We start from the raw sequence: 19,965 nt of genomic DNA on the forward strand, positions 1-19,965 counted from the left end.
ATTTGTTGCAAAAGAAAAGGGGAAAAAAGATAATTAATAAAAATTTTAATGATGAGGAATTGAAGAAAATGCGAGGAAAGCGCTTTCCAGATCAAACAGACTGGCTTTCTTTTTTTGAAAAAATGCCAGATGCCGGATTTGAAAAAGAAATGCCGGTTGAATATCAAGATTTGACTTTTCGGTTCGAGAATCAAGAGGAGCGATTTGTTGTGAACATGTCGCTTGCTATGAAGGAGTTTAGCTTAAACGTCGTTCGAAAAAAGACCGAATCCGTTTTAGGAATATATGATTTTAAAACAGTGCAGCATGTAGAGATTAAAAAAGATCGGAAGGAAGAAAAGGAGCTGTTGCTGATATTAGAGCATCATGACGACTTCATCACAACAATCGAAATCACATTTCTACCTTCCTTTTGTCTTATGGTCAAAGAACATTTTTCAGGAGAATAAACAGGAGCCTCTTTTTATGAAGGCTCCTGTTTTATTATTTGTGCTCGATGTCATTGATGACTTGCTGGATCGATTCATCATCCATCACATTCATCACACTTTCATCAATGTGTAGAGATTGCGCATAAGACTCTCTTGGCTGATGAGTTCTTGATGGTGATTGGTGCTGGTTCGTTTGATTTGGCTGGACAGCTGTGAATGCCTGCTTGATCATTTGGCCAACTTCACCTGTTCCTTTTGATTCCTTATGTGAGCGGGACTCATGACGAGATGAATCTTGGTGCTGATGGTTTGCGCCTTTCATCATTGAAGACATATTCATTTGTGTCATGCTTTTCAGCCTTCTTTGTAAAACCGGGGAGAATAATGCAATGATTGCTGTTGATACTGCGATCATTGCGCCAGTGCTCATACCTTTTCTTTTTTTAAACAAACGAATCCCTCCATTTGATCGTGATGATCTTTCATCAAGTTTAGGATGACCAATCACAGCTGAATTATGAATTCATTTTGCGGAAAGAGAGGATATGTGCATAAAAAGCCGTCTGGATGAAAAACCTATGAGCAAAAGGAGGGAATAATTGATGAATAAGAAATGGATGCTATCTTTACTGCTCGTGCCAACATTAATCACCGCTGGGTGTGGAATGAACAACCAAGGCGATGAGCGTAGAGGAACAATGAAACGGCAGTATGAAAATGTCACATATAAGAATGACAACATGAGGCAGGATCAGCCAGATGTTCAAACACCTCAGAAGGTCAAAGTGTCAGATAAGGCGTCAGAGCTCGTAGCCAATATGTCTGAAGTGAAAACAGCGAACGTACTTGTCACAGGAAAAAATGCATTTGTTGCCGTTGTACTTGAAGGCAATAAAAGCGGTGATGTGACGGACGATCTGAAAAAGAAAATTTCAGACAAAGTCAAATCAACGGATCAACAAATCGACAACGTGTATGTATCTGCTAATCCAGACTTTGTCGATCGTATGCAAGGTTATGGAAAACGTATTAAAAGCGGAGAGCCGATTTCAGGATTTTTCGATGAATTTACTGAAACGGTTAGACGTGTCTTCCCTGAATCAAAATAGCTACGACAAAAGCCGTATGTCATATGCGGCTTTTTTGTTTGGAACCGCACCTCGCGCACCTGACTGCATAAAGTAAAAAATATATCACCTCTTGTTGATCTTTGTTTCTTCATAGAGAGAGAAAGAGGGTGCAGGATGAATTCAGGTGGGGAGCAAATGAAAGCAAGGCCGTCATTGATTCATAAAAAACTTGTAAGCGGGATGATTGCAGCAGGTCTGATTTTTTATGCTTTCACCGCGTACTTGATTTATGTTGCGTTTCAGCTGACAGGACAATATTTGGAGCAGTCTTCTCCTAAAACGGTTATCACGGAGGGACTCAATAAGCAAGTCTATGAACATATTCGAATCTACTATGCAGAGGAAGAGGATGCTTTTGTTGATCTGACCATAGAGGCCATGAAACAGGCAGAGAAGAGAACAGCGTCAGTGTTTCAGTTTGAAGCTGACAGACCTTTAGACGTTATTTATTTTGATGATAAAGAGACGATCGAACAAATGGCTGGAATTAAGCATATAACCGGATTTTACTCTGATCATGATCAAATGATTGGGTTATATCCAGATAAACGGGAAGCATTATTGAAGAAAGAGACACTGCCTTTATACTTTTTCAATTCGCTTTTTATTCATGAGTATGCTCATTTTGTTTTCTATGAAAAGGTCCATTCATATGAAGTATCTCCAGGCATTTTTCCGCTTTGGTTCCACGAAGGAACAGCAGAGTGGACGGCCTATGACGTGTTAAATGCTACGTCTGAACGCTTCGACGTGATTCCATTTCACTCTCTTCATTCTGATCAGGACTGGCAGAACTCCCGGGTAACGTATGAGACAGATGTTTATTTACAAAGCTATTATATGATCTATGAGCTGGTGCAGCTTTACGGACGAGACATCATACATGAGATCATGGAGGAAACTTCGAAAACGGGCCAATTTGCTAGCGGCTTTGAACAGGCGACTGGGGAGAGGCTCACAGATTTTGAAGAACAGTTTAAAGTGATGTATCAAAGAAAAAACGGCTGACCAGAGTAGGGGTCAGCCGTTTTTTTAATGAAGCGGTTTTTGTTGATCGGCCTTGCTAGGAGGCATTTGAACCTGCCCCTGAAGCGGTGCAAAAGCTGATGTCATGGCTGTCATGTCTTGTTTGGAAAGCTGAGGAACTTGATAGTAGCCATGCTTGTTTTGATACAAGAAAATTTCATAGGCCATTTCGATAAAGTTTGGAATCTGCGCAGCTAGCACACGTCTGACGACAGGGTTTGTAACTTCTAAAGCGGACATGGAAAGTAACCCAGCGTGTGATTTGACTAGGCTGAGCATATGTCCTGTGATGCCTAAGTCTTTTACATCCTGTAATGATTGATTCGGCTTCTTCGGTTGAGAAGGTTTGATTCCGTATGTCACTTGTGTGTGTTCTTTCATCATATAAGTAGCGGTTTCTTCACTAGGCTTTTGGCCTGTAGAAAAACAATCTACAGTGACATTGTACTGAGATAAAACGAATTGATATTGTCGATCCAAGATGTCGGATAATGCAGGATCTTGAATAAATTGCCGCAGGATCATATATTGATCCAAAATATTAATCGTGCCGGCTAAAATTTCATGTAAATCGAATAATTCATGCCCGCCATGGTTGAGTTCAGGCTGCTGAGCGCTTCCTTGAAACATTGGCTGCTGATCGTTTTGCATTGAGATTCCTCCTTTTGTTTATACATTCTGTTTTAATGTGAGGATGTTTTCTCGTTTTCATGCAAAAAACATTATTTACAATTAGAGGGTTTTCTTTCTTTTTGTCGAAAAAAAGTATCAGACGAATGAACATGGGGGTACCAGATGCAGGACAAAATCATTAATCGTTTGATAGAAGACGAACATGTGCAGGCACCAGTGATCGGCATCGGTGTTTCGCCGTTTGAACAGCATCATCTTGAGGCTTTTTTTCAATCGTTGCCACCTGAATTAAATGCCTCTTTTATTGTTGTGCAAAATCATGTGACAGGCGATTGTATAACAGATTTAGAAGCACTTGTTTTACCGATTGGCTACCGGGCAAAAACGATTAAACATGGTGAGAAAGTCATGAAGAAGACCATCTATTTTTGTCCGCAGCATGCGGCTGTGACGTTAACAGAAGATCATCGGCTTCATGTATCAGAGCAGCTGCCAACAAACAAGGCATGCTCTGTTGACTCGCTTTTTAAGTCACTTGCCAGTGTTCAAAAGGAAGAGGCGTTTGCGATCTTTTTTCAAAAAGGTCATTGTGTGGGGAGTGGATTGCTTCGGTTGGTTGAGCAAGGCGGTACAGCTTTATCATGCAGTGAGGTAGAGAGTGGTTTTGACAGCATGTATCATCACACATTCAAAAATCCATCCACCCTTGCAGCTTATATGGCCAATATCATCAATGTCCCGCATGTGGATGAGGCGGATCCAGCTTTACTAAGAATCATTGAACGTCTTGAAATGTATAAAGGGATTGCCTTTTCAACCTATGAAAAGAAAAGGCTGCTTTCTGTTATTCAAAAACGCATGCGCACCGCAGACGAACCGATGTCATTATTAACAGAGTACGATCGTCTATTAGAAAGAGAACCAGATGAGCTTGACCGCCTGCATGCCCAGCTCCTAAGCGGCACGACTGCTTTCTTTAGAGATATGGAGGCTTTTCGAGTATGTGAACAGAAGGTGATCCCGTCAATCATTGACCATTCGATGAACAACGGGAAATCTCGATGCCGAATTTGGATTGCGGGATGTTCGACAGGGGAAGAAGCTTATTCTTTTACGATTTTAGTTTTAGAAGAAATGAAGCGAAGAGATGTGTCCATTGAACTTCAAGTCTTTGCGACAGATATCAACCGAAAAGCCATTCAAATAGCTAGTAAAGGTCTTTATTCGATAGAGTCTATGGCAAGCATACCGGAAAAATGGCGGGCGCGATATTTCGAAAAAAAAGGTGACGCTTTTATTGTGAAGCAGTCGCTTAGAAAACATATTGTTTTTGCTCCTCACAATTTATTGATTGATTCACCTTTTATCCACCTCGATTTTATCAGTTGCCGAAATGTTCTGATGTACTTTGAGCCAGAAGTACAAAAACGAGTATTATCCCGATTCCAATATGCTTTAAAAGAGCAAGGGGTGTTAATCTTAGGGCCAAATGAAACTGTTCCCAATATTCCTCGATTGTTTCAATTATTCAATGAGAAGTGGAACATTTACACCTATTCAAATGTTCCTGCATCTAGTGTCCCTTGGGTATATGACGCTCGTGATGCCGAGTTAAAAAAGCGAGCTGCACAATATATGGAAGAAGTGAGCGGAGAATATGACGCATGCATGGTGATCAATGATTGTGACAAAATTCTGGCGATGTCAAATGGGGCCTATTCCTTCTTAGACCGTACAGAAGTGTCAGATCAATCATGTGAATATGTCACACCTGATTATTTGAAAGAGATGTTGAGTCAAACCTTTCAAAAGGTATGGACGGACGAGACAGAGGTTGTGTTTCAGCATGTTCTCATTTCGGAAAAAGGAAAAAAGCAGTATGCGGATTTTATTGTAAAGAGTTTTGATCACCGTTTTAAAGGGGTATACGTCATTCTCATTCGAATGAATGAGAGAGGGAAAATTCAAGAGAACAGCAGGGAAAAAGGGATGCCAGATCAGAATTCAGTTTATCAACAGCGTATTGTCGATTTAGAAAATGAACTCAATGAAATTAAACAAAAAGAGCAGGAGGCAAGGGCTCAATTAAAAGTGAAAAACACGCAAATAGCGGAGCTTGAGAAAAAACATGAACATTTTATTAATATCATAAACAACTTAAGGGTAACAAGGGAAGAACTGTATAGACCTTCTGTTAAGCCTCAGCTTGCGACGTTGTTTGTGGACCGGGACATGAATATTCGCTATTACACTCCTACAGCCGCCTCTTTATTTACTTCAGCTCAAATAAGGCAACAGCAATCCTTTCAGGCGATGGCTAAGAAGCTTACGCAGGAAACGCTCTATCATGACATACAATCGGTTATCTTGAACAGGCGCGTCATCGAACGAGAAATTGAGACGAATGAAGGAGAACAATTCACTGTTCACATCACACCTATCTTTGATCAAGATCATGAGGGAGCGGTGATGACGTGGATTAAAATGACGGAAATGACAAAAATCAAACAGTCACTCCATCTAGCGGTAACAGCACTGGATAACAGCCATATCCATATTGTTGTTGCAACTGAGGAAGGGGTCATCCAATGCGTGAATCAGCGCTTTTGCCAGTTTGTACAGCAGCATGAATATGACCTGATCGGCAAAGATATTTTTTCTGTCTATCATTCGCTGTGTCAATGTGATGATTTAGAAAAGCAATGGGACGTTTGTTTAAAAGAAGGCAGCTGGACTGGTGAGCTGTACTTTCAGGATATATCAGGCCGTGAACGATGGGAGAGGGTCTCTTTACACCGAATTGATGATCCTGACAAAATGCAGTCAACCGTGATGCGGATTTCAGAGGACATTACCAATCAAAAGCAGTCAGAGAAGATGCTGATGAAGTCAGAGATGCTGTCCGCAGTTGGTCAGCTTGCAGCCGGCATCGCCCATGAGATACGGAACCCGCTGACGTCGTTAAAGGGATTTTTACAGCTGATGATTCAAAGTAAGAAATATCAGAAGGATTATGCAGATGTCATGATGTCTGAATTTAATCGGCTTGAAGCGATTATTAATGAATTCCTTGTGCTCTCTAGAAGCAAATCGGTGAAATTTGAGCCGGTACATGTCAATCTTCTGCTCGAAGAAGTGATCATGGTCGTTGAATCACAGGCGGTTTTAAAAGGCGTGTCTATTCAGAAGAATTTGTCTCCGTCGCTGCCAAACATTCAAGGTATACCGAATGAACTGAAACAAGTTTTCTTAAACATTCTTAAAAACGGTATTGAAGCGATGGATGGTGTGACAGGTGTCATTCAAGTCACATCCGTATTGGAACATAATCAGATGATGCTGATTTTTGAAGACCAGGGAAAGGGCATACCAGAAGACGAAATAGGGAAACTAGGTGAACCTTTTTATACAACGAAAGAAAAAGGGACTGGCCTTGGTTTAATGATGACGATTAAAATCATTGAAAGCCATGGCGGCAGCATTCGTTTTGAAAGCAAAAGCTTTGAGGGGACACGAGTGATTATTACGTTTCCAATGAGCTGAAAGACATAAGATTTACAAGAAATCCATCTACCATCAATAATTACTTAGTACACTATGAGAGATAAAGCTCGGAAGGGGAGGGTCTAATGAAACGTGTTCAATCCATTCGAATGATCTGCTGTCTGGTTTTAGTGATCTTTAGTCTGCAATCCTTACTGCCTGGCATGATCACAGCAGAACAAGCCATTGCGTCTGAAAAGAAGGAAACGGTTTGGAACCAAAAGAAGCCAATGAAAATCAAGAAAGCCCGTCAGCTGATCGGAGAGACGGTGACGGTGAGTGGAATTGTGACAGCAGACCAATCGGCTATAGGCAATGGGAAACTGTCAACGTACATTCAAGACAAATCAGCTGGAATCAATATTTATTCAGCACAGCAAAGCAATTTCCCAGAACTAAAAGCAGGCATGAAGGTGACAGTAACGGGGAAGATCACGTCTTATAAAGGACTGATTGAAATTGTGCCGGATCGAGACCGTCTGAAGATCGATGGTGTGAATCAAACTTTGCCAAAACCGAAGCGAGTCTCCGTGAAACAACTAGAAACGGATCAGGCACGTAAACATGAAGGAAAACTTGTGAAGGTCAAAGGCTATGTTGAATCAAAACCAGAGCAGCCGGCTGGCGGTGGATACAATGTAGTGATCATTGATAAAAAATATCACAGCACCATCCTTAGAGTGATGGTGGATACAAGTGCCATTGATGAAGTAAAGACAGGGAAATGGTATGAGTTTACAGGAGTGTTAAGCAGATATGATACGCTGCAGGTGCTTCCAAGACACAAAGGTGATGTCAGTCTGCTGAAACGCCAGCCAAAGCCGCCAAAAATGAAGAAAGAATACGATGCAACGGTTGACCGGGTGGTAGATGGAGATACGATTCATTTAAAGAAGCCTGTGCTTGGTACAACAAAAGTGCGCTTTGTGAATATGGACACGCCGGAAACGTACCATAAGCCAAAAAATGAATTAGATCAAAACCAGCTGCGTTTTGGACAAAAGGCGGCGGACTATTTAAATACGCTTCTTTCAAGCGGAGATAAAGTCACATTAAAGATTGGTCCTGAAGCGAAGGACGGCTATGGACGTCTTTTAGCTCAAGTGAAAACCAAAAAAGGGGTTAATACGAATTTAGAGCTTGTAAAAAAAGGATATGCCCCTACGTATTTCATCTGGCCGGTTGGAGATGAAAAGGACTATCAGACGTTCCAAAAAGCTGTCAAAGAGGCAAAAGAAAAAGGGCTGGGCATATGGAACGAAGCGGACCCGCTGCTGGAACAGCCGTTTGAATTTAGAGCACGTGAACAGAAAAAAGGACTGACACGCTACGTCGGTGATTCATCAGCGAAAACGTACGTATCGCCTGACAGCTGGAAAGAAATCGCTGTAGATAAACGCATCTTTTTTGCTTCAAAAGAAGAAGCAGAACAGGCTGGCTATCAGCCGGCAGAGGAAGCTGGGGAAGTCCCATTAACCATTTTAAGCATGAATGATTTACACGGAAAAATTGATCAACAATACGAACTGGATCTGAAAGGTGATGGCAATAAAGGGACGTACGGACGGATGGATTATGTGGCGGCTTATATGAAACAGAAACAAGCAGCAAACAAAAATACGATTACAGTCCATGCTGGAGATATGATTGGCGGCAGCTCTCCAATATCGTCTCTTCTGCAAGATGAACCAACAGTTGAACTCATGGAGAACATTGGCTTTGATGTTGGCACCGTCGGCAACCATGAATTTGATGAAGGGGTGGACGAGCTATTACGTATCATAAATGGTGGAGATCATCCTAAAGGCACAAAGGGATATGACGGGCAGAATTTTCCGCTCGTTTGTGCAAACTGTGAATACAAGGATACAGGCAAACCACTTTTACCTGCTTATGAAATCATGGATGTCGAAGGAATTCCTGTAGCATTTATCGGTGTTGTAACAAAGTCAGCCGCAGGAATGGTCATGCCAGAAGGGATTAAAGACATTCAGTTTACAGATGAAGTCAAAGCCGTAAATGAAGCCGCTCAGGAACTAAAACAAAAAGGGATCAAGGCCATAGCGGTTTTAGCTCATATGACAGCCTCACAAAATGGAGACACCATCACTGGAGAAAATGCGAAGCTTGCCAAAGAAGGCGATGATGAAATTGATGTCATCTTTGCGGGGCATAATCACGAAGTGGTAAACGGAGAGGTCAATGGGAAATTAATTGTTCAAGCCTTTGAATATGGGAAGGCCATTGGTGAGGTCAATGTAACACTTGACCGCAAAACGAAGAATATTGTCAAAAAGAGTGCAAATATCCAGTATGTAGACCAATCTGGTATTGAAAAGGACAAGGAAGCAGCCGGCATCTTGGCTCATTACGGGAAAGAAGTTGAGCCGATTATTAGTGAGGTAGTTGGAGAAGCTGGTATCAAAATGGAAGGCGGCTATTCAAATGATGGAGACACGCCGCTCGGTAATTTGATTGCTGATGGCATGAGGTATTCTATGAAAAGTGATTTTGCCATGATGAATGGCGGCGGCATCAGACAAAACCTTGAAAAAGGGCCGATTACGTGGGGAGATCTGTTTAATATTCAGCCTTTTGGCAACGTATTAGTTAAACTTGAGATTAAGGGGAAAGACTTGGCTGAGATCATTGAAGCGCAAATTTCTCCTCAATTTGGACCAGATTATAGCATTTCGGGCTTTTCATATTCCTATGATCCGGTAACATATAAAGTAGTCGACTTAAAGCTGCCAGATGGATCAGCCGTTGCGCTCGATCAAACATATACACTCACGGTGAATAACTTTATGGCAACTGCAACTGGCAGTAAGTATGCACCGATAGGAAGGCTGGGGAAAAATCCTGAAACAGGCCCAGAGGATTTAGAAGCCACTGTCGCTTTTGTGAAGAGCTTTGAAGGAGCTTCCATTGTGTATCAAAAAGAGGGACGCATTCAAAAAGCAAAACAAGAAGAAAAAGCAGCAAGCTAAAGAGCGTATCATCTAAGAGAAATGTAACAGGTAAAGGAGTTTAAGCATGAAAAAGTGGCTTGCACTTACTGTGATGACAGCAGGAATTGTCTTGCTCGGCTGGGGAATTTGGCAAATCGCCTCTACGCACCTTCAAACAGCACAATCATTAGAAGACGCGAAGAAAGCGGTAGCGGACGATCAGGGGATGTCAAAGAAGCAGTTTTCTCCTGATGTGGGGAAAGCCTCTGGCATCCTGACGATTCCGAAATTAAAAGCAGACCTACCCATTGTCGAAGGGACAGATGCGGATGATCTTGCCAAAGGAGTCGGGCATTACAAAGGCAGTTATTACCCTGATCAAAAGGGACAAATCGTCCTATCTGGCCATCGTGACACGGTATTTCGCCGAACAGGTGAATTGAATATTGGCGATCAGCTGAAAATCACTGTGCCGTATGGTGAGTTTGTTTATGAAATCACACATACGAAAATCGTGGATCAGCATGATACATCCATTATTACTTTGCAGAATAAAAAGGAAGAGCTCGTGTTAACGACATGCTATCCATTTCATTTCGTCGGCAATGCACCAGAGCGGTACATTATTTATGCAAAAAGAGCATCTGTCTAATGAAGAAAGAGCCTGCATTTAATCAGCAGGCTCTTTTTTAATGAATGATCTCGTCCATGAGCTGGGACATATCTAGTGGAAGCGGTGCTTCTATGCTCAGTTGCTCACCTGTAAAAGGATGTGTCATGTCTACTTGTTTGGCGTGGAGAGCGCATCTGTTGATATGATGACGAGCTCCGCCATAAAGTGTATCTCCGGCTAAAGGGTGCCCAAGACTGCTAAGATGGACTCGAATTTGATGTGTTCTTCCCGTCTCAAGTTGCAGCTTGACGGCTGTCATTTGCAGGCGTTTATTGATGTCCATGACCTGAAAGTGAGTGACAGCATTTTGACCAGTAGGAGAGATTCTTCGTCTGACGGCATGATGCTTGTCACGACCGATCGCTGCATCAATAGTGCCTTTCTTTTTCTTGAAAAGTCCTTCTGCGATGGCGATGTAGGTTCGGCTGATCGTTTTTTTAGAAAGCATTTGATCAAGCACAGCATGAGCTAATCTGTGTTTGGCAAAAATGACCGTGCCGCTTGTGTCTTGATCTAGTCTGTGAATATGTCTCACTCGCTTTTCCTCGCCATTTGCTTGAAAATGAAAGGCCACAAGGTTTGCCAGTGTGCCCGTTTGTCCCTTTTCATTCGGGTGCGTTGGTCGTCCAGCGGGCTTTTGCACAATCAATAAGTGCTCGTCCTCAAAGAGCACCTCTAATTCACCATATTCAGGCGTCACATCACTTTCTTCCGTTTCAAATAAATCGATCAGGATGTGATCGCCTGTACTGACTTTTGCCGCGTGATGGGCAGGCTTTTGATTTAAACGTATTTTTTGATGCTCCATCCAAAAATGGATAATCGGTTTTGAGGCCGACACGGCTGTTTTTAAAAACTGACTCAGTGAAGTGTCATGATCCTGCTCACCTGCTTTTAGCGAGAGCGTGTGTCCGTTAATGTTCATGATATTCGTTCCTCTCTTTGGGTATATATAGGAAACACTTACCTTGGCGAACGCCTTTTTTTCTGTGCTATTCTGAATGGAGAAATAACGACAGAGAGGTAGATGCCACGTGAGAATAATGAAAGCTGCTACAGACCTGCAAGAGCAGGCAATTGAAGAAATATCAAAGGATGTTGAAGATCTTCTATCCCATGCTGTCGGTGAAAACCCAGCTGCGCGTCAACAAGAACGCCCGCTGACCTTTGTTGAAGGGGTTTATAACGGAACGATGGACGATGCTTTTCGTATTTTATCGGGACTTCAGCTATTACATACCATTATTGTAAAACCTAAACGCCATATTACAAAGCGTGATCGTGAGCTATTCGAGCGAAACCGTGAGCAGGTCAATGCATGCGGCTTTTCTTTTCCATTTGATTTAGACGATTTTGCCAGCCGCCGTCTTCAAAATGCGTAAAAGTTGGTGTGAACTTCCTTGTTAACTTACAAGGCTGCCGCACATACTATTTTTAAGGGAACGGAGAAACCTTTAGATCTGTAATACCAAACCCGCTCTTTTTCAACATTGCCTATTTCTCCACGAATCGGAGCGCTTGGATCTCTTGCAGAATAAACCGAACACGGGTAGGAGCCTGACAAAATTGGTACAGGCTCCTTTTATACATAATTATTTTAGCAGACATTCATCTTTGAAAGTCAATTTTATTCACGATATGATAGCATTGAGTATCATATTAAAGACTTTTGTAAAAAAAAGGAGTGGCCTCGTTGGTAAAGGCGATTATATTTGATTTTGACGGATTAATTTTAGATACAGAAACACATGAATATGAAGTTTTACAAGAAATGTTTGCAGAGCATGAGTCGGAGCTGCCTCTTTCTGTATGGGGCAACGTCATCGGGACGCAGGCAGGCTTTAAGCCTTTTGAATACTTAGAAAAGCAGCTAGGAAAGACGCTCGATCATGAGGCACTTACAGCGGACCGGCGTTCTCGTTTTCAAAAGAGAATGAAGGATGAATCAGCACGGCCTGGCGTAGAAGCTTATTTACAGGCAGCGAAGGAGCTTGGGATCAAGATTGGACTTGCTTCCAGCTCAGACTATAAATGGGTGTCTGATCACCTGAAGCAAATTGGTCTTTTCGATTACTTTGAATGTATCCGCACGTCAGATGATGTGGAAGAAGTCAAACCAAATCCAGAGCTTTATTTGCAGACCGCAAGCTGCTTAGGTGTAGAGCCAAAGGATTGTGTGGCATTTGAGGATTCAGTGAATGGATCAATTGCTGCCAAACGCGCAGGCATGAAATGCGTCATCGTCCCAAACAAAGTGACGAGCACGCTGCAGTTTGAAGAATATGATGTCAGATTAGAATCCATGGCTGAAATCGAATTGCTCCAGCTATTCCATCAGCTTGAAAAAGAGGATCAGTAAGGGGGCAAAAACATCATGGCAGAAAAACTCGATTTAACGCGGTTTGAAAAAAGAATGGTGATCCGTAATATCCGGGAAGAAGATATTGACCGAATCATCGCCTTGCAGGAGGTATGCTTTCCGGGCATGGACCCTTGGAAACGAGAGCACCTTGAAAGTCATCTTGAGCATTTCCCAGAAGGTCAGTTTTGTGCTGAATTTGAGGGAGAAATCATTGGCTCTTGTTCAAGTTTATTAATTAACTTTGATGAATACGATGACCGTCATACTTGGCAGGACATCACAGATGATGGGTACATCACTAACCATAATCCAGATGGGATGAATATGTATGGAATTGAAGTGATGGTTAGTCCTGAATACCGCCGCATGAAAATTGGCCATCGTTTATATGAAGCAAGAAAAGACTTAGCGAGAAGATTAAATTTAAAAAGCATTATCATTGGCGGACGCATCCCGAATTATCATAAATACCAAGAGGAAATGACGCCTCGTCAATATGTGGAGCAGGTCATGCTTCACCAAATTTATGATCCTGTTTTATCTTTTCAGCTGTTAAATGAATTCAGCCTCATGCGGATCAATCCGAATTACTTGCCGGATGATAAGGCATCGAGCACATATGCGACGTTAATGGAATGGAACAACGTCGATTATCGTCCGCAATCGAAGAGATATTATAAATCGGCATTCCCAGTTCGTATTTGCGTCATTCAATATGCGATGAAACAAATTCATTCCTTCGAGGAATTCATGAATCAGGTGGAGTATTATGTTGATGTCGCATCAGATGCGTCAGCTGACTTTGCCGTATTCCCAGAAATTTTTACAACGCAGCTCATGTCTTACTTAGAGGAGCGCTCCCCAAGTCTTGCAGTACAAAGGATCACAGAATATACCGAGGACTACATTAATTTGTTCACAGACCTTTCTGTGAAGTACAACATTAACATCATTGGCGGATCCCATTTCGTTGAAGAGGAAGGGAAAATCTACAATATCGCTTATTTATTTAGACGTGATGGAACAATTGAAAAGCAATATAAGCTCCATATCACACCGAATGAAAGAAAATGGTGGGGGATTTCAGCAGGTGATCAGGTTCGGGTATTTGATACAGACTGTGGTAAAATTGCGATCCAAATTTGCTACGATATTGAATTTCCTGAGCTTGCTCGGATTGCAGCTGATAAAGGAGCGAAAATTATTTTTACTCCGTTCTGTACAGAAGACCGCCAAGGCTATTTAAGAGTGCGTTACTGTGCTCAGGCTAGAGCGGTTGAAAACCAGATTTATACCGTAATCTCAGGAACTGTCGGAAACCTTCCGCAAACCGAAAATATGGATGTCCAATATGCACAGTCAGCAATTTTTGCCCCATCTGACTTTGAATTTGCAAGAGATGGGATTGTAGGAGAATGTAATCCAAATATAGAAATGGTTGTCGTTGGCGATGTCGATTTAGAAATTTTAAGAAGACAGCGGCAAGATGGAACGGTACGTCAGCTCAAAGACCGAAGAAGAGACGTGTACCATATTGAATATAAGAAATAATGAAAAGAAGCGCCTATCACAAGGCGCTTTTTTTGATTAAGAGACATAGTAGTAGCACGAGCGCTGCTACCTGTTCAAGATTCATCATCATTTTTTGCTTAAATAAGATGGAGAGCTTATTTTTTCATGCGATAAAGGGATGCCGGAGCAAAATCTGAATATACTGAAAGGAGATCATGTGTTCAAAAAGGAGAGGAACATGGGACGACAAGCTAAACATTTGTATATCAATTTACCGGTAAAGAATGTCAAGGAATCAAAGGCTTTTTTTGAGCAGCTGGGTTTTGACTTTCAAGAGCAGCTGACGAATGATCAGGCAGCTTGTTTGGTCATTGGTGACACCATTACGGTTATGCTGTTAACCCATAAGCATTTTCAAACCATCTCAGAAAAACAATTGGTGGATGCAAGGCAGGGATCAGAGGTCATTGTCTCTATGCGGGTTGATTCACGAAAAGAGGTCGATGAGCTGGTGGAGCAGGCGATGGCAGCAGGCGGGTCACCGTTTAAGGAAAAGCAGGATCATGGGTTCATGTACGGTTGGAGCTTTCAGGATCTTGATGGTCATTTGTGGGAAGTGTTCTATTTGGATGAGGAGAGAAGCGGCCTTTCATAGGGTGCTTCTTTTTTATTGTTTAACAGTGGTATGATTATGAGGGAGAATAGGAATTCATCTAGAGAAAAGTAGGTGCAGCATGGAGTTTTTACTTGTCTTACTGCCAGTGTTCGGTATTTTCCTTATCGGGTATATTGGGCAGAAGGCTATTGGTTTTGACATACATACGCTCTCATCAATGTCTTTATATTTAATGTCACCATTTCTTGCGTTTGAAACCTTTTATCAAAACAAAGTATCGATGGACTATGTGTACCTATCTATTTTTGTCGTCGGACTTTGTCTTTCACTTGTTTTATGTGTCTTTATTTTATCTCGTATTTATGGTTATTCGAAGGAAATGTATTGTGCCATGATTCTGTCGTCAGCATTTATGAACAATGGGAATTACGGCACGCCTGTTGTCCTGCTTGTCTTCGGAGCAGCAGGTTTAGATATTGCCATCGTCTTAATGGTGCTGCAGCAGCTTGTTATGAGTACGATCGGTATGTATTATGCAGCAAAGGGCGGAGAGGATGCAGGGGATGGGAAGGTCGTGCTGAAAAAAGTGCTGCGTATGCCGGTTGCATATGGGGCACTCCTCGGTCTATTATTTCAGCTGATGGGTCTTACACTACCTAAAGAGGTAATGACGGGTGTCCAGCTTGTGGGAGATGCCGCCATACCGACGATTATGCTTATTTTAGGCATGCAGCTCGCCGTCATTTCTTTTAAGCAAGTGGATTATCGCAATATTTCTTATGCTGTATTGCTGAAGCTGTTTATTTCACCACTCATCGCATTTGGCTTTACACTCATTTTACCGGTAGATGATCTAGTGAAACAAATTATGATCTTAGTTGCAGCCATGCCGACAGCAGCAAATACCACGCTCATGGCTGTACAATTTCGAACGAAGCCTGAGTTTGTCTCAAGCACGACATTTCTCAGTACCGTTTTAAGCATCGTGACATTACCAGTTTTATTATGGATTTTATCTATGCACCCTCTGGGATAGGGGATAGACGGCAAAACAAAGGGGGACATATCAATGAATGCAGATGTTCATTTTCAAGTGAGTGATGTGTTGAAAACAAAGTATTTTGCCCATGCAAAAGTGTTAGCAGGAGAAAAGGGATTGTTTCGGCAGGTCAAATGGGTCCATGTGCTAGAAGTACCTGCTGTAGAAGATTTGTTAAATGGGGGAGAGCTCATCCTAACAACAGCCGCAGGCTTTCATGATCAATTGGATGTGTTTCAAGCATTTTTAAAACAGCTGATCGATTCTGGTGCGGCAGGCTTATGTATTGAATTTGTTCCGCTCAGATTCGATGTGCCGGAAGAACTGATTGCGTATGCAGAAGAAAGAGATTTTCCGCTGATTTTGTTTACAAAAGAAGTGAAATTCGTCAACATCACACAGCATCTCCATACGATGATGATTGAACGCCAGTATCAAATGATGGCTGATCTAGAAGCACTATCATCAAAGCTGAATGAGCTTTTGCTGACTCCCCATCCGCAGATGGATATTTTGGATCAAGTGTATCAGCACGTAAGGGGCATTCTTTTACTCATTCCTGTTCAGGGGGAGCCGATTATTTTATGTGATTCCTCCAAACAAACCGAAGAGATGGTCATGAATTATTTACAGTTTGCTTCCTTGCCAAAAGGATACGAAGTGACCAAAAAAGAAGTGCTTGCACTCAAGCAGACATTTGCAGACCTTGTGCTCATTCATCAAACAAACACACTCTCAGAATTCGAACTGCTCGTAATGGATAAAGGGGCAAATGCTCTTGCCCAGCAAACGCTAAGAGAGCTTTATACAGAAGAGCTGAAGAAGACAAAAGAGAACGAATGGCTGCAAAAATGGTTCCAAGAAGAGCATACAGAAAGAGATATTTTAGAGCATCTTGAAGAAACAGAAGGATTGAAAAAGCCAACCGGCTGTGTGGTGATGCTCTTTCAAAAGCATCATCAAATCGAAGAAATCGCAGGAAATCTATATTTTCTCGTATCGTGCCGCTCTATCTTTCAGCGAGCGGGTTTCCATTTGATTCCTTATGAGCATCAAGGACAAACCTTGTTTATTTTATTGAACACGAGAAAGAAGGAGGATTGGAAAGAGCGTGCAGAGAGGGCTGCGAGTGATATCAAACAATTGTATGAGCGCGAGCAGCCCCGCGGAACTGTGATCAATTTTAGCATCGGTCCATATTGTGAACAGTTTCAGCATATGAGAAAAAGCTTTCAAGCAGCCAAAGAAGTGCTGCATTTAAAGAAAGTGATGCCCCAGCGTGTGGAAAGCCCATTTTATCAAGATTTGCATATGCTCCGTCTCATGCCTGTCATGAAGGAAAGCGGACTGCTTGAATGTATGGTGAAAGAGTATTTGGAGCCTGTCATTTTATATGATAAGCAAAATAGCGGAAGACTTTATCAAACGCTGAATATCTTTTTACAGACAAACGGTTCTAAAAAGGAAACTGCAAGCCAGCTCTATATTGTCAGGCAGACGCTTTATCATAGACTAGATAAACTGCAAGCATTGCTTGGCGAGGATATGATGCAGGCACCGAAACGACAGGCGCTTGAATTTGCGATTCTTGCATATGAATTCCTGCAAGGAAATGACCGTTAACGAAGTATGTTAGATTTGCTAAGCATCCGAGTAGAGTGTCTTACGATTCTTTTCAATCAGTTGACGATCTGTCTAATGTAATGGGCCCGGCCCCTTTTTTATAATGAAAGTAATGGTTGGTTCTCTCTTACGGGCGGCCTAGTTTCAGTTTCATATGCCTCCCTTTTCAGCCATATAATGAATAGAGGGGCAATGTGCTGCTGAAGCGGTTTAAGCTTCTTTAATGATGAAAACGGATACATGGGGGTCGGGAAGATGAAAATACATGAGCAGGCTCAAAATCTTCAGGCGAAAGATGATCAGTTGATCTGGCATCATATGAAAGGGACAAACAAGGAAAATGAAAGCATGGTCATTCACAAGGCAGAAGGCGCATGGGTGACTGATATTCATGGGAATCGCTATTTAGACGGGATGTCAGGTCTTTGGTGTGTAAATGCCGGTTATGGCAGAAAAGAGCTTGCAGAAGCGGCATATGAGCAGCTAAATACAATGCCTTACTATCCGCTGACGCAAAGCCATGTGCCAGCGATTCAGCTGGCTGAAAAGCTAAATGAATGGCTTGGCGGGGACTATGTCATCTTCTTTTCTAACAGCGGTTCTGAAGCCAATGAAGCCGCATTTAAGATCGCCAAACAATATCATGCGCAAAAAGGAGAGAGCACAAGAACAAAGTTCATCTCCAGGTATCGGTCGTATCACGGTAATACCGCAGCAGCTCTTGCTGCAACGGGGCAGGCGCAGCGTAAATATAAATATGAACCATTAGGTCAAGGCTTTATCCATGTCGCACCGCCTGATATGTATCGTCATCCTGAGGATCAAGATACATTGGCAAGTGCAGCGGCAATCGATCAAGCCATGACGTGGGAACTAAGTGAGACCATTGCTGGGGTCATTATGGAGCCGATTATTACAGGCGGCGGTATCTTAATGCCTCCGAAAGGGTATTTGAAGAGGGTCAAAGACATCTGTGAGGCTCATGGAGCACTTCTCATTGTGGATGAAGTCATCTGCGGATTTGGCCGGACAGGGAAGCGGTTTGGTTTTATGCATGAGGAAGTAAAGCCGGACATTATCACAATGGCAAAAGGGATCACAAGCGGCTATTTACCTCTTTCTGCAACGTGCGTGAAACGAGAAATCTATGAAGCGTACGCAGGGGAAGATACGTATGACAGGCTGCGCCATGTAAATACATTTGGCGGTCACCCTGCTTCTTGTGCGGTTGCCCTTGCCAACCTAGAGATCATGGAAAACGAGAAATTAGTAGAACGGTCTGACACGCTGGGGCAAGACATGCTTGAACGTTTGCAAGAGTTAAAAGAGCATCCATTTGTCGGCGATGTCAGAGGGAAGGGCCTGCTGTTTGGTATTGAACTTGTTCAGGATCAACAGTCTAAAAAACCGGCTGATCCACAGGTTGTCGGTCAATTGATTGCAGAATGTAAAAAACGCGGACTGATCATCGGGAAAAATGGTGATACGGTTGCCGGCTATAATAACGTTGCCCAGCTTGCACCGCCGCTAAATATAACAAATGAAGACGCCTCATTTATTATCAACACGTTAAAAGAAAGTATGGCACAGTTATAGCAGAGAGCTTTCTCTGCTTTTTTCTATGGGAAAGGCACATACGTTAAGATGCTACTAGGTAAAATCAGCATTGGATACACTAGGTGTATTGAAAAATAGAAGAGATTCTATTACTGTTAGGAGAAGACTGAACCAATACACTTTAGAAGGAGACGGCATATGAGTTTTCATGATCAACCCATTCTACCTGCTGTTCGCAATATGAAGCAATTTGAGGAATTTTTAAAAAGTCCATTTACATATGGGGTCTTACTTGATGTGCATTTAGGCCGGCTAAAGGGCATCATGAATGAGGCAAATGCCCATCATAAAAAAATGTTTGTCCATGTCGATCTCATTCATGGGATCAAACATGATGAGTATGGAACGGAATTTATTTGTCAGGAAATGAAGCCGGCAGGAATTATTTCTACTAGGTCTTCTGTCATAGTAAAAGCCAAGCAAAAAAAGGTATATGCCATTCAGCGAATGTTTTTACTTGATACAAGTGCGATGGAAAAAAGCATGGAGTTCGTAGGAAAACACCGCCCAGATTTTATTGAAGTATTGCCAGGAGTCGTACCGGATTTAATTACAGAAGTGCGCGAGCGAGCTGGGATTCCAATATTTGCAGGCGGGTTTATCCGTACAAAAGAAGACGTAGAAAGAGCGCTTGAAGCAGGAGCTACAGCTGTGACAACATCGAATACAGCCCTTTGGAAAGCGTTCCAAAAGTGAAAAAGATAAAATGTGAAAATTGATTGACAACGTTTTCATCCTCTGATACTATAGCACTAAGTTAATATCATGTGATGGAGAAATGGAGATCCACAACAGCGCTTTACTAGGTG

17 protein-coding genes are annotated in these 19,965 nt (G+C 42.2%); 14 read left to right on the forward strand and 3 right to left on the reverse strand.

Going from position 1 to position 19,965, the window contains the following annotated elements; all coding sequences use genetic code 11:
* The first annotated feature begins 68 nt into the window (after window positions 1-68).
* Window positions 69-449 carry a hypothetical protein gene (locus NSS76_RS04705; RefSeq protein ID WP_024426614.1) on the forward strand — a complete coding sequence of 127 codons (381 nt, stop codon included), beginning with the start codon at window positions 69-71 and terminating at the stop codon, window positions 447-449.
* Between the two features lie 34 nt (window positions 450-483).
* Here NSS76_RS04705 and NSS76_RS04710 read toward each other — a convergent pair whose 3' ends face one another.
* Window positions 484-882: a spore coat protein gene (locus NSS76_RS04710; protein ID WP_341081004.1), complete on the reverse strand. Its 399-nt coding sequence runs from the start codon at window positions 880-882 to the stop codon at window positions 484-486.
* Window positions 883-1,033: 151 nt separating this feature from the next.
* On the opposite strand from NSS76_RS04710, the gene NSS76_RS04715 reads away from it, so the two are divergent.
* Window positions 1,034-1,540, forward strand: a complete 507-nt coding sequence (locus NSS76_RS04715) for a YhcN/YlaJ family sporulation lipoprotein (RefSeq protein WP_034623898.1) — start codon at window positions 1,034-1,036, stop codon at window positions 1,538-1,540.
* 156 nt (window positions 1,541-1,696) lie between these two features.
* Window positions 1,697-2,569, forward strand: a complete 873-nt coding sequence (locus NSS76_RS04720) for a hypothetical protein (protein WP_332284738.1) — start codon at window positions 1,697-1,699, stop codon at window positions 2,567-2,569.
* Between the two features lie 24 nt (window positions 2,570-2,593).
* On the opposite strand, the gene NSS76_RS04725 is transcribed toward NSS76_RS04720, so the two are convergent.
* Window positions 2,594-3,238, reverse strand: a complete 645-nt coding sequence (locus NSS76_RS04725; protein ID WP_041089559.1) for a spore coat protein — start codon at window positions 3,236-3,238, stop codon at window positions 2,594-2,596.
* A 144-nt stretch (window positions 3,239-3,382) separates the two neighbouring features.
* On the opposite strand from NSS76_RS04725, the gene NSS76_RS04730 reads away from it, so the two are divergent.
* From NSS76_RS04730 to NSS76_RS04740, 3 genes are all read left to right on the forward strand, one after another.
* Window positions 3,383-6,763, forward strand: a complete 3,381-nt coding sequence (locus NSS76_RS04730) for a CheR family methyltransferase (RefSeq protein WP_341081008.1) — start codon at window positions 3,383-3,385, stop codon at window positions 6,761-6,763.
* An 86-nt stretch (window positions 6,764-6,849) separates the two neighbouring features.
* Window positions 6,850-9,753 (forward strand): 5'-nucleotidase C-terminal domain-containing protein, encoded by a 2,904-nt coding sequence (locus NSS76_RS04735; protein WP_341081011.1) that lies wholly within the window; start codon window positions 6,850-6,852, stop codon window positions 9,751-9,753.
* A 46-nt stretch (window positions 9,754-9,799) separates the two neighbouring features.
* The gene (locus NSS76_RS04740; protein ID WP_041089565.1) at window positions 9,800-10,366 is read left to right on the forward strand and encodes a class D sortase; all 567 of its coding nucleotides are present in this window, start codon (window positions 9,800-9,802) and stop codon (window positions 10,364-10,366) included.
* A 37-nt stretch (window positions 10,367-10,403) separates the two neighbouring features.
* Here the strand turns inward: NSS76_RS04740 and NSS76_RS04745 are convergent, their stop codons facing one another.
* Window positions 10,404-11,312, reverse strand: coding sequence for an RluA family pseudouridine synthase (locus NSS76_RS04745; RefSeq protein WP_341081012.1), 909 nt, complete (start codon window positions 11,310-11,312; stop codon window positions 10,404-10,406).
* A 109-nt stretch (window positions 11,313-11,421) separates the two neighbouring features.
* Between NSS76_RS04745 and NSS76_RS04750 the strand changes: the two genes are divergently transcribed.
* The 8 genes from NSS76_RS04750 to NSS76_RS04785 all read left to right on the forward strand — a co-directional run bounded on the left by NSS76_RS04750 (window position 11,422) and on the right by NSS76_RS04785 (window position 19,852).
* On the forward strand, window positions 11,422-11,769 hold the full coding sequence (locus NSS76_RS04750; protein ID WP_024425310.1) for a DUF5365 family protein: 348 nt from the start codon (window positions 11,422-11,424) through the stop codon (window positions 11,767-11,769).
* 311 nt (window positions 11,770-12,080) lie between these two features.
* The gene (locus tag NSS76_RS04755; RefSeq protein WP_024425309.1) at window positions 12,081-12,746 is read left to right on the forward strand and encodes an HAD family hydrolase; all 666 of its coding nucleotides are present in this window, start codon (window positions 12,081-12,083) and stop codon (window positions 12,744-12,746) included.
* Between the two features lie 15 nt (window positions 12,747-12,761).
* On the forward strand, window positions 12,762-14,300 hold the full coding sequence (locus NSS76_RS04760; RefSeq protein WP_012009394.1) for a bifunctional GNAT family N-acetyltransferase/carbon-nitrogen hydrolase family protein: 1,539 nt from the start codon (window positions 12,762-12,764) through the stop codon (window positions 14,298-14,300).
* A gap of 199 nt (window positions 14,301-14,499) precedes the next feature.
* Window positions 14,500-14,916, forward strand: a complete 417-nt coding sequence (locus NSS76_RS04765) for a VOC family protein (RefSeq protein ID WP_122632197.1) — start codon at window positions 14,500-14,502, stop codon at window positions 14,914-14,916.
* 79 nt (window positions 14,917-14,995) lie between these two features.
* Complete coding sequence (locus tag NSS76_RS04770; protein ID WP_341081020.1) at window positions 14,996-15,913, forward strand: AEC family transporter; 918 nt, start codon at window positions 14,996-14,998, stop codon at window positions 15,911-15,913.
* A 33-nt stretch (window positions 15,914-15,946) separates the two neighbouring features.
* A complete protein-coding gene (locus tag NSS76_RS04775; protein ID WP_341081025.1) occupies window positions 15,947-17,539 on the forward strand; it encodes a PucR family transcriptional regulator in 1,593 nt (530 codons plus the stop codon).
* Between the two features lie 255 nt (window positions 17,540-17,794).
* Window positions 17,795-19,135 carry an aspartate aminotransferase family protein gene (locus NSS76_RS04780; protein ID WP_341081027.1) on the forward strand — a complete coding sequence of 447 codons (1,341 nt, stop codon included), beginning with the start codon at window positions 17,795-17,797 and terminating at the stop codon, window positions 19,133-19,135.
* A gap of 159 nt (window positions 19,136-19,294) precedes the next feature.
* Window positions 19,295-19,852: a glycerol-3-phosphate responsive antiterminator gene (locus NSS76_RS04785; RefSeq protein ID WP_024425304.1), complete on the forward strand. Its 558-nt coding sequence runs from the start codon at window positions 19,295-19,297 to the stop codon at window positions 19,850-19,852.
* Window positions 19,853-19,965: the final 113 nt, after the last annotated feature.

The organism is Bacillus sp. FSL R5-0654, assembly GCF_038008745.1.
Lineage (GTDB): Bacteria > Bacillota > Bacilli > Bacillales > Bacillaceae > Bacillus > Bacillus safensis.

What these genes read in the sequence shown, in the direction of transcription:
- NSS76_RS04735 (WP_341081011.1), top strand. Translation starts at nt 6,850, where the DNA reads ATGAAACGTGTTCAATCCATTCGAATGATCTGCTGTCTGGTTTTAGTG.
- NSS76_RS04720 (WP_332284738.1), top strand. Translation starts at nt 1,697, where the DNA reads ATGAAAGCAAGGCCGTCATTGATTCATAAAAAACTTGTAAGCGGGATG.
- NSS76_RS04780 (WP_341081027.1), top strand. Translation starts at nt 17,795, where the DNA reads ATGAAAATACATGAGCAGGCTCAAAATCTTCAGGCGAAAGATGATCAG.
- NSS76_RS04725 (WP_041089559.1), bottom strand. Translation starts at nt 3,238, where the DNA reads ATGCAAAACGATCAGCAGCCAATGTTTCAAGGAAGCGCTCAGCAGCCT.
- NSS76_RS04730 (WP_341081008.1), top strand. Translation starts at nt 3,383, where the DNA reads ATGCAGGACAAAATCATTAATCGTTTGATAGAAGACGAACATGTGCAG.
- NSS76_RS04770 (WP_341081020.1), top strand. Translation starts at nt 14,996, where the DNA reads ATGGAGTTTTTACTTGTCTTACTGCCAGTGTTCGGTATTTTCCTTATC.
- NSS76_RS04785 (WP_024425304.1), top strand. Translation starts at nt 19,295, where the DNA reads ATGAGTTTTCATGATCAACCCATTCTACCTGCTGTTCGCAATATGAAG.
- NSS76_RS04715 (WP_034623898.1), top strand. Translation starts at nt 1,034, where the DNA reads ATGAATAAGAAATGGATGCTATCTTTACTGCTCGTGCCAACATTAATC.
- NSS76_RS04760 (WP_012009394.1), top strand. Translation starts at nt 12,762, where the DNA reads ATGGCAGAAAAACTCGATTTAACGCGGTTTGAAAAAAGAATGGTGATC.
- NSS76_RS04775 (WP_341081025.1), top strand. Translation starts at nt 15,947, where the DNA reads ATGAATGCAGATGTTCATTTTCAAGTGAGTGATGTGTTGAAAACAAAG.
- NSS76_RS04745 (WP_341081012.1), bottom strand. Translation starts at nt 11,312, where the DNA reads ATGAACATTAACGGACACACGCTCTCGCTAAAAGCAGGTGAGCAGGAT.
- NSS76_RS04740 (WP_041089565.1), top strand. Translation starts at nt 9,800, where the DNA reads ATGAAAAAGTGGCTTGCACTTACTGTGATGACAGCAGGAATTGTCTTG.
- NSS76_RS04765 (WP_122632197.1), top strand. Translation starts at nt 14,500, where the DNA reads ATGGGACGACAAGCTAAACATTTGTATATCAATTTACCGGTAAAGAAT.
- NSS76_RS04705 (WP_024426614.1), top strand. Translation starts at nt 69, where the DNA reads ATGCGAGGAAAGCGCTTTCCAGATCAAACAGACTGGCTTTCTTTTTTT.